General features: G+C 45.2%; 11 protein-coding genes. 6 read left to right on the forward strand and 5 right to left on the reverse strand.

All coding sequences use genetic code 11. From position 1 onward, the window contains the following. Positions 1–180: 180 nt before the first annotated feature. The 5 genes from zwf to C9J01_RS08620 all read left to right on the forward strand — a co-directional run bounded on the left by zwf (position 181) and on the right by C9J01_RS08620 (position 5,654). Positions 181–1,680: a glucose-6-phosphate dehydrogenase gene (gene zwf, locus C9J01_RS08600; RefSeq protein WP_107297954.1), complete on the forward strand. Its 1,500-nt coding sequence runs from the start codon at positions 181–183 to the stop codon at positions 1,678–1,680. A gap of 5 nt (positions 1,681–1,685) precedes the next feature. Further along, complete coding sequence (gene pgl / locus C9J01_RS08605) at positions 1,686–2,399, forward strand: 6-phosphogluconolactonase (protein ID WP_170114893.1); 714 nt, start codon at positions 1,686–1,688, stop codon at positions 2,397–2,399. Positions 2,400–2,411: 12 nt separating this feature from the next. Further along, complete coding sequence (gnd, locus tag C9J01_RS08610; RefSeq protein ID WP_107297727.1) at positions 2,412–3,860, forward strand: decarboxylating NADP(+)-dependent phosphogluconate dehydrogenase; 1,449 nt, start codon at positions 2,412–2,414, stop codon at positions 3,858–3,860. A 254-nt stretch (positions 3,861–4,114) separates the two neighbouring features. Further along, on the forward strand, positions 4,115–4,558 hold the full coding sequence (locus C9J01_RS08615; protein ID WP_107297728.1) for a hypothetical protein: 444 nt from the start codon (positions 4,115–4,117) through the stop codon (positions 4,556–4,558). Next, entirely contained in the window at positions 4,536–5,654 is a 1,119-nt protein-coding gene (locus C9J01_RS08620; protein ID WP_107297729.1) for a porin family protein, read from the forward strand. The genes C9J01_RS08615 and C9J01_RS08620 overlap by 23 nt, the downstream gene beginning before the upstream one ends. A 55-nt stretch (positions 5,655–5,709) precedes the next feature. Here the strand turns inward: C9J01_RS08620 and C9J01_RS08625 are convergent, their stop codons facing one another. The 5 genes from C9J01_RS08625 to C9J01_RS08645 form a co-directional block, all read right to left on the reverse strand. Beyond that, positions 5,710–6,816, reverse strand: coding sequence for a patatin-like phospholipase family protein (locus C9J01_RS08625; protein WP_107297730.1), 1,107 nt, complete (start codon positions 6,814–6,816; stop codon positions 5,710–5,712). Between the two features lie 149 nt (positions 6,817–6,965). Next, the gene (locus tag C9J01_RS08630; protein WP_107297731.1) at positions 6,966–7,880 is read right to left on the reverse strand and encodes a LysR family transcriptional regulator; all 915 of its coding nucleotides are present in this window, start codon (positions 7,878–7,880) and stop codon (positions 6,966–6,968) included. 161 nt (positions 7,881–8,041) lie between these two features. Next, positions 8,042–10,795, reverse strand: coding sequence for a cation-translocating P-type ATPase (locus C9J01_RS08635; protein ID WP_107297732.1), 2,754 nt, complete (start codon positions 10,793–10,795; stop codon positions 8,042–8,044). Positions 10,796–10,947: 152 nt separating this feature from the next. Beyond that, positions 10,948–11,778: a magnesium transporter gene (locus tag C9J01_RS08640; RefSeq protein ID WP_107297733.1), complete on the reverse strand. Its 831-nt coding sequence runs from the start codon at positions 11,776–11,778 to the stop codon at positions 10,948–10,950. Between the two features lie 47 nt (positions 11,779–11,825). After that, positions 11,826–12,248 (reverse strand): hypothetical protein, encoded by a 423-nt coding sequence (locus C9J01_RS08645; RefSeq protein ID WP_146157070.1) that lies wholly within the window; start codon positions 12,246–12,248, stop codon positions 11,826–11,828. Between the two features lie 441 nt (positions 12,249–12,689). Here C9J01_RS08645 and C9J01_RS08650 point away from each other — a divergent pair, with 441 nt between their 5' ends. After that, on the forward strand, positions 12,690–13,775 hold the full coding sequence (locus C9J01_RS08650) for a baeRF10 domain-containing protein (RefSeq protein ID WP_107297735.1): 1,086 nt from the start codon (positions 12,690–12,692) through the stop codon (positions 13,773–13,775). Positions 13,776–13,822 lie beyond the last annotated feature (47 nt).

The raw sequence follows: 13,822 nt of genomic DNA on the forward strand, positions 1-13,822 counted from the left end.
ACATAATGAGGCGCCCAAAAGGCACTGTTCTCATTATCGACTAAAATGTGACCAACTGAAGGTTTTACCTATCACTGCGATAGGCAAAACCTTCTGGTGCTTTTTAGCCGTGTTGATAACATCACAACACAATAAAATGAATAACTTGTCCTGATGGATTCAGGCGAGTGGGAAAGCATTATGGTTAAGCCTGAAAATAATTGTATCGTCATCTTCGGGGCGTCGGGTGACCTGACCCATCGTAAGTTGATCCCAGCCTTCTACCACCTATTCGCGAATGGATTGCTGTCTGAAGAATTCGCTATTTTGGGGGTAAGCCGAACTCACTATTCTGATGATGAGTTCCAGCAGAAATTGAAAGATTCGCTGACAGCCAACGAAAAAGTTGACCCTCAGGTGCTTGATGCTTTCTGTCAACGCCTTCACTACCAAGCTATTGATACCAAGAATGTAGAAGATTACGCCAAACTGAAATCTCGTTTGGATGACATTGAACAGAAGTATCAAACCAACGGTAATACGACCTTCTATTTGGCGACACCGCCGAGCCTCTACAGTGTTATTCCAGAGTGCCTTGCCGCTCATGGCCTCAACAGTGAAGAAAACGGCTGGAAACGCCTGATTGTCGAAAAACCATTCGGCTATGACTTGGCAACTGCCGAGCAGTTAGATAAAGATTTACACGCCCATTTCCAAGAACACCAAATCTACCGCATCGACCACTACCTAGGTAAAGAGACTGTCCAGAACCTACTGGTGTTCCGTTTTGCCAATGGTATGTTCGAGCCGCTTTGGAACCGTAATTTTATTGATTACGTTGAAATCACGGCAGCTGAATTCCTTGGTGTTGAAGAGCGTGGTGGATATTACGATGGTGCGGGTGCCGTTCGTGATATGTTCCAGAACCACTTGTTGCAAGTTTTGGCAATGGTAGGTATGGAGCCGCCGGCTGCTATTAATGCCGACTCAATGCGTGACGAAGTCATGAAGGTATTTAAGAGCCTTCAACCGCTATCTGAAAAAGACCTGCAGAACAACCTTGTATTGGGCCAGTACACAGAATCGGATGTACGTGGTTCCCACCTTAAAGGTTATCGCGAAGAACCGGGCGTGGCAGAAGATTCGCGAACTGAAACCTATGTTGGTTTGAAGATGTTTATCGACAACTGGCGCTGGAACGGTGTGCCATTCTATGTGCGTACTGGTAAACGCTTGCCAACCCGCGTGACTGAAGTGGTTATTCATTTCAAGAAGACGCCTCACCCTGTGTTTGGTGCTAACGCGCCTGAGAATAAACTCATCATTCGTATTCAGCCAGATGAAGGCATCTTGATGAGCTTCGGTCTTAAGCAACCGGGGGCGGGTTTTGAAGCCAAAGAAGTGAGCATGGACTTCCATTACGAGAGTTTGGAAGAGACCCATATGCTGACAGCTTATGAGCGATTGCTGCTAGATTCAATGAAAGGTGATGCAACCTTGTTTGCACGTACCGATGCGGTGAAAGCTTGCTGGCAGTTTGTTCAGCCGATTTTGGACTACAAGGAAAATCCAGAGCACCTATACGGTTACGCGGCAGGTACTTGGGGGCCGAAAGAAGCCGATGAGCTATTGTCACGCGACGATCGCGAATGGCGCTTCCCTTGTAAGAACCTGACAAATACCGACTACTGCGAGCTATAAGTCTCATGAATTACCACGTATTTGAAAATGCCGATCAGGTTGTTCATGCCTTGGCTAACGGCCTAAAGGAATACAGTGAGCTTGGGCGACCAGTTCATATCTCACTGTCCGGTGGTAGCACTCCGTCTCAGCTGTTCGCTTATTTGGCGGGCTCTGAGTTTGCCAAGTCTATCCAGTGGCAGAACCTCCACTTCTGGTGGGGCGACGAACGTTGTGTTGCACCGGAAGACGAGCAGAGTAATTATGGTCAGGCTAAAGCCTTGTTATTCGATCATATTGCAATCCCTGCTGAGAATATCCACCGTATTCGCGGTGAAGAGTTTGCCGCGATGGAAGCGATTCGCTTTGCCCAAGAGATGATTGCAGAAATCCCTGAAAAAGATGGGTTACCTGAATTCGATTGGATCTTGTTGGGTATGGGAACAGATGGTCATACTGCTTCACTGTTCCCGGGGCAAACAGACTACGACACAACAGAAATTGCAGCTATCGCTGCACATCCAGACACTCGCCAGATCCGCGTGACAAAAACCGCGCACCTGCTGGCAAACGCTAAACGTATTACTTACTTGGTTCTAGGTGCAAGTAAATCGGCTGTGATCAAACAGATCGCCGACAATGCACCGGCTGCAGAGGCATACCCTGCAGCTAAAGTCAGCTCAAAGGCTGGTACAACCGAGTGGTATTTAGATTCAGAAGCAGCCAAAGAGCTGGCATAAGGAGAGAAGTAAATGAAAGCTGATATTGGTGTTATCGGTTTGGCCGTGATGGGTCAGAACCTGATCCTAAACATGAACGATAACGGATTTAAAGTGGTTGCTTACAACCGTACTGTGGCGAAAGTTGATGAATTTTTGCAGGGTCCGGCTAAAGACACCAACATTGTCGGTGCGACTTCTCTTGAAGATCTGGTTAGCAAACTAGAATCACCACGTAAGGTGATGTTGATGGTTCGTGCTGGTGCGGTTGTTGATCAGTTCATCGACAACCTAGTCCCACTGCTGGACGAAGGCGATATCATCATTGATGGTGGTAACACTAACTACCCAGACACCAACCGCCGCGTGGCTGAACTACGTGAGAAAGGTATCCGTTATGTGGGTGCTGGTGTATCTGGTGGTGAAGAAGGTGCGCGTTTCGGGCCATCTATTATGCCAGGTGGTGATCCTGAAGCATGGCCACATGTTAAGCCAATCTTCCAGGCGATTGCTGCGAAAACCGACAAAGGTGAAGCGTGCTGTGACTGGGTTGGTAAAGAAGGTGCAGGCCACTTTGTGAAGATGGTTCACAACGGTATCGAATACGGTGACATGCAGCTGATCAGTGAAGCTTACCACTTCATGAAAGAGGGCCTTGGCATGTCACATGATGAGATGCAGGCGACTTTTGCTGAGTGGAACAAGACTGAGCTAGACAGCTACTTGATTGAAATCACAGCAGACATCCTAGGCTACCGTGATGAAGACGGTGAGCCACTGGTTGAGAAGATCCTTGATACTGCTGGCCAAAAAGGCACAGGTAAGTGGACTGGTATCAATGCACTTGACCACGGTATTCCGCTAACGCTGATCACTGATTCTGTATTTGCCCGTTGCCTATCATCACTGAAAGAGCAGCGTGAACATGCCGCTTCTTTGTTCAACAACCCAATCACTGCGGTTGAAGGTGATAAAGCACAGTGGTTGGATGCACTGCGTCAGGCACTGCTAGCGTCTAAGATCATCTCTTACGCTCAAGGCTTTATGTTGATCCGCGAAGCATCAGAATCTAACAACTGGGATCTGAACTACGGTAACGTTGCCCTGATGTGGCGTGGCGGTTGTATTATCCGCAGTGCATTCTTGGGTAATATTCGTGACGCTTTTGAAGCTAACCCTGAGCTTGCTTTCCTCGGTCTTGATAATTACTTCAAGGATATCCTAGAAGGTTGCCTACCAGCATGGCGTAAAGTAGTCGCTAAGTCATTTGAGACCGGTCTACCTATGCCTTGTATGTCTTCAGCGCTTACCTTCCTGAACGGTTACACGACTGCCCGCCTGCCAGCAAATATGCTTCAGGCACAGCGTGACTACTTTGGTGCCCACACTTATGAGCGCACTGATAAACCACGTGGCGAGTTTTACCACACCAACTGGACGGGTACCGGCGGTGATATTTCTTCAACAACCTATGATGTTTAATTAGGTTTCTAAGAAGAAAAGATAGTATTAAGACGCTGAAGTTCAGCGTCTTTTTTTATAAAATAAAAAGCGAAATAATGCTTTAGATGGTTCAAAATATTGGCGAATTAGCTGTCAAATAAAAGTCAAATAACAATTGATAAAATAAATGATAGATATTATGTGACTTGCATCAAAATCAAATAATAAATTGTTTATTAGCTGAATTTATCCTGCCTACGATATTTCTATAGGAAATATCAGGGGCGTGTAATGTGACATTTTTACTGCAAAGAACGTTTGGTTGTCTTTTTTTATTTTTTGTCGTTTTTTCTCCAACAACGTTGGCGGAAAGTTATGCCATTGTCACATCAACACCGACACCACCCGCAGAAAAACTTACCAAAACCAAAGCAAAACTGCTGTTTTCTGGCAAGGTTCACACTATTCCAGGGATTGGAAAAATAGAATTAATCGACTTCCCTTCTGGTAGTGAATACAGAAAGGAGTTTTATCAGAAAATCTTAAGGAAGAGTGAGGGGCAGATGAAAAGGATTTGGTCATCGATAGCTTTCTCTGGCAGAGCGAAACCACCAACCGAGATGAAGTCAGACGATATTGAGTTGGTGCATCAGTGGTTAGAACAAAAGCCATCAGCCATTGGGTATTTGCCTATCAGCGAAATAGGGGGGCTCAATGTACTGCTTGAAATACATTAGTACTGCGTTATTGCTGCTCTCTTCTTTAGCGGTAAAAGCGGTTGAGCTACCTGATTGGTTAGCTTTCTCCGGGTTTGCATCGGTAGCAGCTGCCAAAAGTGATAATGACACGCCATATTATTACACTCGCAATATTACCGATGACTGGTGTTTTGATTGCGACACGATAGTGGGTTTACAAGCTGATATTTTCCCAACAGATTGGCTTCACGCATCGGCACAACTTGTTAAACGTCCTTCTGATAACTTTAGTGATCCTGATCTGGAGTGGGCCTATATTTCCGTTGAACCTATTGCTGACTTGAAAATACGTGCAGGGCGATTACGTTCACCGACGTTTATGTATTCCCAAGTCGTGTTTGTTAACCAAGCTTACCCTTGGGTAAGGCTTCCTGCTGAGGTGTACGATACTACTGGCGGTTTCACCCGCTATGATGGTATCGATGGTTATTACACCTGGGTGCTCAATGATAGTTTGCTGCTTCAGGTACAACCTTATGCCGCATTTAAAACGTCAATTGATGATAATGAAATCAACAATACTTATTACGATGTTGACTTAAAAGAACTGTATGGTTTGCGGCTGGATCTAGAAAGCGATGTTTGGAGCGTCTATCTCAACTATTTTGAAGCTAGGCTCGATATTACCACCGTAGATGATGTGCCACTGGAGGTGAATGAGTTTGATGTGCCGATTAGGTTCGGTAAACGAACGGTGCCGATAGACAGTAAAACTTGGTCTTATGGTCTTAAGTATGACTGGGATGACTTTACGTTTGTTTTCGAGGGGACGACAAGCAAAGATAGCTATTGGGGTGGGTACCTTTCTGTTCTTTATCACTATGATGATTGGACGCCATATGTTGTTTATGGCAAACGGACCGGGGGCGAAGAAGGTAGTAAGGAGCACTCAGATAGCTTTAGTTTGGGAACAAGGTACGACATATTACCGAACCTGGCAGCGGTTGCTGAGTGGCATTATACCAAAGCCAAAGGTGACTCTAGGGGTAGTTTCACATACCCAAGAGGACAAGAACCTGACGACCGCTCGGCAAATATTTTTACCCTAGGTTTGAATTACAGCTTCAACCTTTAGACCATATGAAATACTCGAGTGAAAGGCACGCGATCAGCGTGCCTTTTCATCGTCTTTATGAATAGACTTGTGGAATATAGTCAGCCAAAAACTCAGTCGCGCACATTTTACCGTGGGAGTAATCTTCCAAGATATCATTACGGCTACTCAGCAAGGTTTTGCTTTTCAAACGGCGCTTGGGCGCAATGCGATAAATAAAGCTATCTTCAGGTGGTGAATCTAAAAAGTCATCTACAATGGCCTGGTTATCGAATAAGGTCACGAGTAACTCCAGCGCTTTGGTATTGGAAGGGTCGAAACCAAACCGTTTGGCATGAATCGAGACTAGGTGAAGTGTATCTTCAAGGTACGTTCCCCAACTCTGTTTCTCTTTTTGCTCGCTATCGGCCCCGTTCTGCGAACCTGATAAAGCTTTTATTCTTTGGTCGATAATTCCTTCAAGCCTGCGTTCAAAGTATTTTGCCTGCTGCCTTCGCTTCTTATATAGATGTTGGCAGTGGATATGTTCAAGGCTCTCTTGCAATAGTTTTCGAGAATGGAGTATTTGCTTTTCGTTAAGTTGCTTGTTATCACTTTCCAGCGGCGAGGTTTGAATGACCACGATACGCTTGTATCCATTTTTATATGCTTTAATAACAGGAGTGTTGGCAGCAATCGCACCGTCTATCCATGTTTTCCCATCTATTTCGACTTGTTGTTGGTACAGGATTGGAATGGCACAGGTTGCTCGAAGTACGTTGTACCAATTGTCGGTAAAAATAGGGTAGTAGGCGTCTTCAAGTGATTCTGCATCAGTCAAACAAGCTAATGCTTCTCTCGATTTAAGCTTTTGTTTGCCTTTTTCAATTTGCAAGCTGTCTTTGGTCTCCATCATGGCCTTAAATGCCCAGTCAAGATCCATCTGTTGTTTACGCTTGATAAACTGCTTGAGGTTGAAAAAGCGGGACTTGGTCGTGAAATTTAAAATAAAGTTCAGCCCAAAGCCGCTTTGCCCTGTGACATAAGGAGAAATATTCAGTGCACCGGCTGATGTACCGACATAAAATGAAAATGGATTGAAGTTATATTTCATAAACTGGTCAAGCACACCAGCGGCAAAACTGCCTTTTTGTCCTCCCCCTTGAACCACAAGGGCATAATTGCTCGGCTCATCAAACGCCATAGTTAAACCTATTCAAAACGATCCGTTACTGTTGGCAGCTAACACTGCAAAGTAAGCAAAATTGTAGAGTCTTGAATGGTGCGAGAGTCAAATGGAGCTGTTGGTATAAGCAGGTAAAAAATTCGGTAGAGTCTCTGTATATCAATTGCTTATGAATTGAAAATAGCTGAGATAGTGTTGTGCAAATAACGATATAGCGGGTGATTTCGGTTAGTCTGAAGGTAGCCGCCATAGATGGTAAACTCATTGAACTGGTGGCTCAACGGAGGGGCCGGATAATGGGTTACCCCCTTAAAGTTGTTCGCCGTGCTAATGCTCGAGAACATAATCGCATCAGTTTCTGATACCAATTGGCAAGCGGCCTGAATATTGTAAGAGCGCAACAGAACATGGGGAGTAAGATCCCTGCGTAAATACTCGACTTCGATACTTGTTAGTGGGGTATTCTGTACCGGAGGTGGCAGGATCACCAATGGAAGATCAGCTATTTCATCCCAGTCGTAACTTAAGCTCAGGATAGGATGGTTCTCCCTAGCAATCAGTACTGTTTTTTCGCTAAACAGCGGTTTGAGGTAGATGTCTTGTCCTAACTCCATCTCGTTATCGACAATGCAATAATCAAATTTGCCGCTGAGCATTTCCTCCTGGCTGCTTTCATCCCAGTTGAAAAAAGAAAATGAGGCATTAGGCAGCGCCTTATAGAGTTGGGATATCAGTTTGGCCCCTTGTTCTTCGTAGTAGACCGAATCAGCCACAATGGAAATGTTGCCGTTGAAATCATCACTAGAAAACTCGGCAAAGTCCTCCAGAACGTCCTGAATTGGGCTGAGCATATCATCAACAACGGCTGCCAGTTTGATTGCCATTGCTGATGGTTCGATGCCATGGGCCTTGCGAACAAAGAGCATTTCACCAAATACTTCTTTAAGGCTTGCTAGTCCTCGGCTTGCTGTTGCCTGGGACATACCTAGTTGTTCAGCAGCAAGTTTGGTGCTTTTTTTCTCTACCAGTGCTTTAAGTAGACGCATCAAGTTGAGGTTAAGTTCGTCTAGGCGAGGTTCCATAAATAGCCTTGAAGTTATTGAAATCGTTTTACTGTTATTAACAATAGCGGAAATCATAGCCACTTTCAGTAGCTAGTGGTTGTCTATCCCGCTAAGTTTTAAGAGAAAAACCGCAGCAAAGATGCTGCGGTCTTTAGTTTATTTTCTTTAACTCATCTTCTTTACAGAAGCTTGGTCTTGGTTAGCTCTTTGATGGCTGACAGGATGAAAGTCATCCCCCCCGAAGCAGCAACAATCATCATCAAGTGGCCAAATTCCAATGGACGGGTGTGGAATACCAGTTCGCCAAATGGGCTATACACCAATGCTAGCGACAAGCCACCGGATACGGCGATAGCCAACAGCAGGTACTTATTGGTAAACGGGTTCTTGCGGAACACCGTGGTGAAAGTACGGCTATCGAACAGGTGCCACAACTGCGAGAAAATCAACGTCAGGAAGGCAACTGTTTGTGCATAGTAGGCGCTGTATCCCGCATTTAGTGCCATCGCAAAGCCTGCGTAACTAAGTGCGCCAAGTGCGAGGCCGCGAGTTACGATGCGGTGACCAAGTCCTTCGGAGAAGAAGCCCTGGTTACGCTTGCGCGGCTTCCTTTCCATAAGGTCTTTCTCTTCCGGTTCAACACCTAGGGCAAGGGCTGGAAGACCATCTGAAACCAGATTGACCCAAAGGATCATCAGCGGTGTCAGTGGCAAAATAGCATCTGGCCCCATCAACAAGAACGCAAACAGGATAACCGATACTTCGCCAACGTTGGCGGTCAATGCCTGGCGGATAAACTTACGTAGGTTATCGAAAATCTGACGTCCTTGGCGGACGGCTTTAACGATGGTGCTGAAGTTATCATCCAGTAGGATTAGGTCACCCGAATCTTTGGCAACAGACGTACCGGTAATACCCATGGCAACACCAATATCAGCACGGCGAAGGGCGGGGGCGTCATTTACACCATCACCTGTCATCGAGGCAACCTCGTTGTTTTCTTGCTGCGCTTTTACGATACGTAGTTTGTGCTCAGGAGTCACTCGGGCAAAAACAGCAACCTGAGGACAGATCTGTTGCAGCTCTTTGTCATCGAGTTGGTCAAGCTCTGCGCCTGTTACAACCCTGTCCTTTTCGCTACGGATAATACCGATATCGCGGGCAATAGCTGCAGCGGTTGCAGCATGGTCGCCAGTGATCATCACGGTACGAACACCGGCCTGGTAACACTGTTCTACAGCATCGCGGACTTCCGGACGCGGTGGATCCATAATGCCATAGATACCAAGGATATTGATGTCTTTCTCAAGCTCTGGGTAATCGAGTTCCAGTTCAGCTTTTGACAGTTCACGGAAGCCGACAGCCAGGGTACGAAGGGCTTCGCTACCAAATTGGGCAATAGCCTGCTGGAAGTCAGCTTTGATTTCCATAGAAGCACTTAGGTCATACCCTAGGTTTCCTTCTGATGTAGTCGGAGCTAGCGGGATGTAACCTTTGTCAGTCATGAAGTTGGCTGACTTGTTCAGGACAACATCCGGTGCGCCCTTAAGTGCCAAGAAGTGGTTACCTTCTGGGTCACGAACGATAACTGATGCCATCTTACGGGCAGAGTCAAATGGGAACTTCTTGACGATCTTATAACCGGATGATTCAAGCAGCTCAGATTGTTTCAGGCCGGCTTTGGCTGCCGCCACAATCAGTGCACCCTCTGTAGGGTTACCACGGACTGTCCAGTTACCTTCGGCATTGATGTACTCGGCATCGTTACACAGCGTTGCAATCATCAGGCCTTTGATCATAGCAGGGCTGTCAGCCACATTCAGCTTATGGCCATCAGGGATAAACTCGCCTTTTGGAGCAAAGCCTTTACCAGACACGTTCCAATAGCGGCCAGATACATCGTAAGCCTTCATGACCTGCATCTGGTTCTGGGTCAGGGTACCGGTTTTATCCGAACAGATAACCGTTGTCGAACCCAGTGTTTCAATCGCCGATAGTTGCTTGGCAAGGGCGTTGTTTTTCACCATTTTGGTAGAACCCATCGTCAATACGATAGTCACCACCGTAGGCAGGCCTTCAGGAATAGCGGCAACAGACAAGGAAATACCGGTTGTCAGGATATCCAGCCATGGCATACCGTGGTACAAACCGATACCACAAACAAGGGCTACAACACCGAGGCCAACGAACAGCAGCATCATCGCAAGCGTATCCATACGGGCCTGCATCGGTGATTTGGTTTCTTCGGTTTGGTTCATCATATCAGCGATATGACCGACCTCAGTATCCATACCCGTGGCAGTAACCAGACCAAGACCAGTACCTGTGGTGACAATGGTGGTCATAAAACCCATGTTTTTCTGGTCGCCAATACCAACAGACGGGTCATCGATAGCTTCTATCGTTTTATTGACAGGTTCCGATTCACCGGTGAGGGCTGCTTCATCGATAGATAGGCGGTTTGCCTCAAGCAATCTGACATCAGCAGGTAAAATATCACCGGTATTGATCTTGATGATATCACCAGGCACTAGCTCTTTTGCTGCCACACTGATCCATTGGCTATCGCGAAAAACCTCAGCCTTTGGCGCGGCCATATCTTTGAGGGCTTCCATGCCTTTCTGGGCTTTGAATTCCTGCCAGAAAGAAATACCGGTATTGATGAGGATAATCACGGCGATGGCGATAGCATCAATAAAATGCCCGGTAACCCATGAAACAATGGCACCAATAGCAAGAATAAAGACCAGAGGGTTTTTATATTGCTCTAAATATATCTTCCACCCAGGTGTTGCCTGCTTATCAGATATTTCATTCGGACCGTAACGCTCTAAGCGCGATTGAGCTTCAGAGCTTGAAAGGCCAGTTTCTTTACTACTTTCAAGGATCTCCAGAGAATCAGAACTCTTGACAGAAAACCATTTAGTAATCATGTAATTGTCTCCCATTCGAGTGGTTACGTTGAGAGCAAGTATTTTTCTTCATGTGTTTTACTTATTGATAAGTGTGGGTGTAGCAGTGCTGCAATGCCTGAGAAGCTCCGGCAAAGTAGCACCAAGGTAATAAAGACTTTAAGGTTGCGGAATTAACTAATACCCAAGATGGCATTGACCACCGAGAAATAGATCCACATCCCCGAAATATCGACAATCGAAGCAAGCATAGGGCTTACCAGTACTGCAGGGTCGAGTTTGAACACCCTTGCAATAATTGGAAGTACGCCACCAAGTGTTGTCGACAAGACTATTTGGATAAATAAGGCCATTGCTATAGCCAGCGCGATATCCGAGATATAAAAGTCGCCAAGACTGGTAACATCGCTGAAAATCAAAATGCGTACGACAACCACTGAAGCTACCGCAATAGCCAACACGAGACCGACCCTAAATTCCTTCAGGGCGACCCGTAACCACTGCTTTTGTTGTACCTCACCGGTTGCCAGCGCCCGGATGACAAGCGTAGCGGCTTGAGAGCCTGTGTTGCCGCCTGCTGCGGCAATAACTGGCATATAAACAGCGAGCAATACAAGTTGGCTCAGCGTGTCTTCATACTGGGCAATAATTAATCCAGAGACGATCCCCAGCAGGGCAAGGGTGACAATCCATCCTATTCGCTGTAGTACGTGCTCGCTTACAGAGGTCGTAAGGTAATCACGGTTGGTTTCAGCCTCGGACAGAATAATTCCCAATTGAACCGCGATATGTCTGGCACGTTTGCTATGACCAATTAACTCTAATTGCTCGATTAAATGCTGTACCTGACCATGAGGACAGTGCTGTAAAACGTTGATGACGTGTTCAATGTCTCCCGTGACAAGGTACTCAATTTGTTGTTGGTCATCTAAATCTAGGAAGCGTATAGACTGAATATCAATGTGGTGTCTTGAATAAAGAGGCGTATCTATATCAGTATTCATTTGAGGCCATCAAGTTTTAGTAATGGTTTCAGCTTGCCGTTAAGGTATTAATTGCCAATAGCAAAATGTTTCGGTGAGCTATTTTCAATTTGGATCATATTTAATCGAACAACGTGATCAAAAAAATCACTTTTCCAAAATTGACATAGCTGATGGATACTAGCGTTACCAATGACATTTAAGGCCGTTTCGTTGGTAATTGTTGATAACCTTTTCAGTGATTGGCTAGCTAGGCAAACCTCTGCAATATAGGCACTTTCTTCAATTTGCTGATAGCCGATAACAGTATAAACATGCTCGTCTTTGGTTTTGAAAGCATTATAAGTTGTTGTGTCCGGACAGAACTTGCCGAATAAGTGATTTTGTTCGATATCAAAAACAAAATCTTTAATTTTCCTGTTTGTCATAATGTGATTTCTAGCTAACAACGTAAGTGTGAATACGGTGCCTAAAACAATAACATAAGCCATGGGACCTCAAATTTATTGAAAACAGATAATAATCAAAGAAATTAAAAATAAAAAAAAGACAAATAAAATAGAAGCGAAATTTGTGCATCTGCAAAAAAATCACTTTTAATCGATATTTTGTATCGTTGTCTATCGGACTGATGTCGATAATGCTAAGTGGAATAATTTCAAAGTGAAGGAAATTGAGATATTCAAAATTGAATATCACTGTTTGTTAGAAGTGGTTTTGATTGTTTATTTTGCCGTTTTGATAACTTTACTTTCCCTTTGAAATATTATGTAACACTTGTCGGTTTTTTTGCTTGTTGACTCTCGTGTCATTCGAGACTTTATCATGATCACCGAAATTTGAGAGGTAACTACCTCGCCATAAAGTAAGTGGCTATTTGTACCCCCCAAATCAGCTTGCTTTAATTACATTGCGATTTAGAGAGACTAACAATGAAGAACAATATCCAAGATATTTTTGATGTTCTGAATAACTACATTAGTACTAGAAAAGCTCAGGATTCAGACATGCTATCTCTGTATATCAATATTGATATGAAGAACCCAGCTAACCACAAAGAGCGTCCTGCTTGGCTTATCGAAGTTAGAAACCAGCTTAGCGAGCTAGCTGAGAAATACGGTGATGATATTCTCACTGAAATCGACTCGGAACTAACTTGGAAAGCTGTCGAAAACCGGATTATCGACAAGGTCGAGTCTTTGGACTTGAAAGGGCGTTCTATTGCAATTTTCACCGACTTTGAAGAAGACTTTGTGGTGCAGTTGCCATTGCCTGTGCAGACCAAGGCATACTACGGTATCCCACAGGTAAAGCAGCTACTCTCTCTTCTTCATCGTTACGGAAAGTATCTCGTTATCCTTTTCTCTGAGACTGAGCATCGGATTCTCTCTGTTGATTTGCCGGCAGAGTTGGAAGAGGGAGTATTGGAGTCAGGTATTGATGCCGGTGTCTTCCTAAGGCCAGGTGGCCGTAAGGCACGTACTCAGGCTTCCGAAAGACGAGCACTTGATGCCGAGCGCCGTGTGATCCGTGAGGCTGCCGAAGAGATCAATGCATATTTCTTGGAAACCAGTGAATTCGATCGCATTGTATTTGGCGGTAATTTGAAGATTGCTAACAGTGTTAGCCATGCATTGCACCACACTGTATCGGATAAGGTTGTTTCTATTGAGCCTATCCCGTTCGAAGCGACTCATAGCCAGATCCTAGAAACGGTGAAGATGATTGCTGAGGAATACGAGTCGTTGGAAGACGTGTATAAAATGAAGCAACTTATCATTCGCCGCGAAACATGCGGAAGGGCGGCAGTGGGTAAAGAGGCCGTTCTCGAAGCGCTGTCTTTGGGTCAGGTAAAAACGCTATATATTCCGTACCCGATCGAAAGTGATGAGTTTGACCCGTTACTGATCAAAGGGGTGCAGGCTGGTGCTGATATCGAGCTTGTCCATGGGGAAGCGGCGCAAACGTTGAATTACTTAGGTGGAGCAGGCGCCACTTTGTATTACACATTCGACTAAGTATCGGCTTTAGTTGTTAACTTCATATTGATTTATATTGTTTGAAA

The organism is Photobacterium rosenbergii, from assembly GCF_003026455.1.
Lineage (GTDB): Bacteria > Pseudomonadota > Gammaproteobacteria > Enterobacterales > Vibrionaceae > Photobacterium > Photobacterium rosenbergii.

Coding starts and splice junctions, on each gene's coding strand:
- C9J01_RS08650 (WP_107297735.1), top strand. CDS start 12,690: ATGAAGAACAATATCCAAGATATTTTTGATGTTCTGAATAACTACATT.
- gnd (WP_107297727.1), top strand. CDS start 2,412: ATGAAAGCTGATATTGGTGTTATCGGTTTGGCCGTGATGGGTCAGAAC.
- pgl (WP_170114893.1), top strand. CDS start 1,686: ATGAATTACCACGTATTTGAAAATGCCGATCAGGTTGTTCATGCCTTG.
- C9J01_RS08640 (WP_107297733.1), bottom strand. CDS start 11,778: ATGAATACTGATATAGATACGCCTCTTTATTCAAGACACCACATTGAT.
- C9J01_RS08625 (WP_107297730.1), bottom strand. CDS start 6,816: ATGGCGTTTGATGAGCCGAGCAATTATGCCCTTGTGGTTCAAGGGGGA.
- C9J01_RS08635 (WP_107297732.1), bottom strand. CDS start 10,795: ATGATTACTAAATGGTTTTCTGTCAAGAGTTCTGATTCTCTGGAGATC.
- C9J01_RS08620 (WP_107297729.1), top strand. CDS start 4,536: ATGTACTGCTTGAAATACATTAGTACTGCGTTATTGCTGCTCTCTTCT.
- C9J01_RS08630 (WP_107297731.1), bottom strand. CDS start 7,880: ATGGAACCTCGCCTAGACGAACTTAACCTCAACTTGATGCGTCTACTT.
- C9J01_RS08645 (WP_146157070.1), bottom strand. CDS start 12,248: ATGGCTTATGTTATTGTTTTAGGCACCGTATTCACACTTACGTTGTTA.
- zwf (WP_107297954.1), top strand. CDS start 181: ATGGTTAAGCCTGAAAATAATTGTATCGTCATCTTCGGGGCGTCGGGT.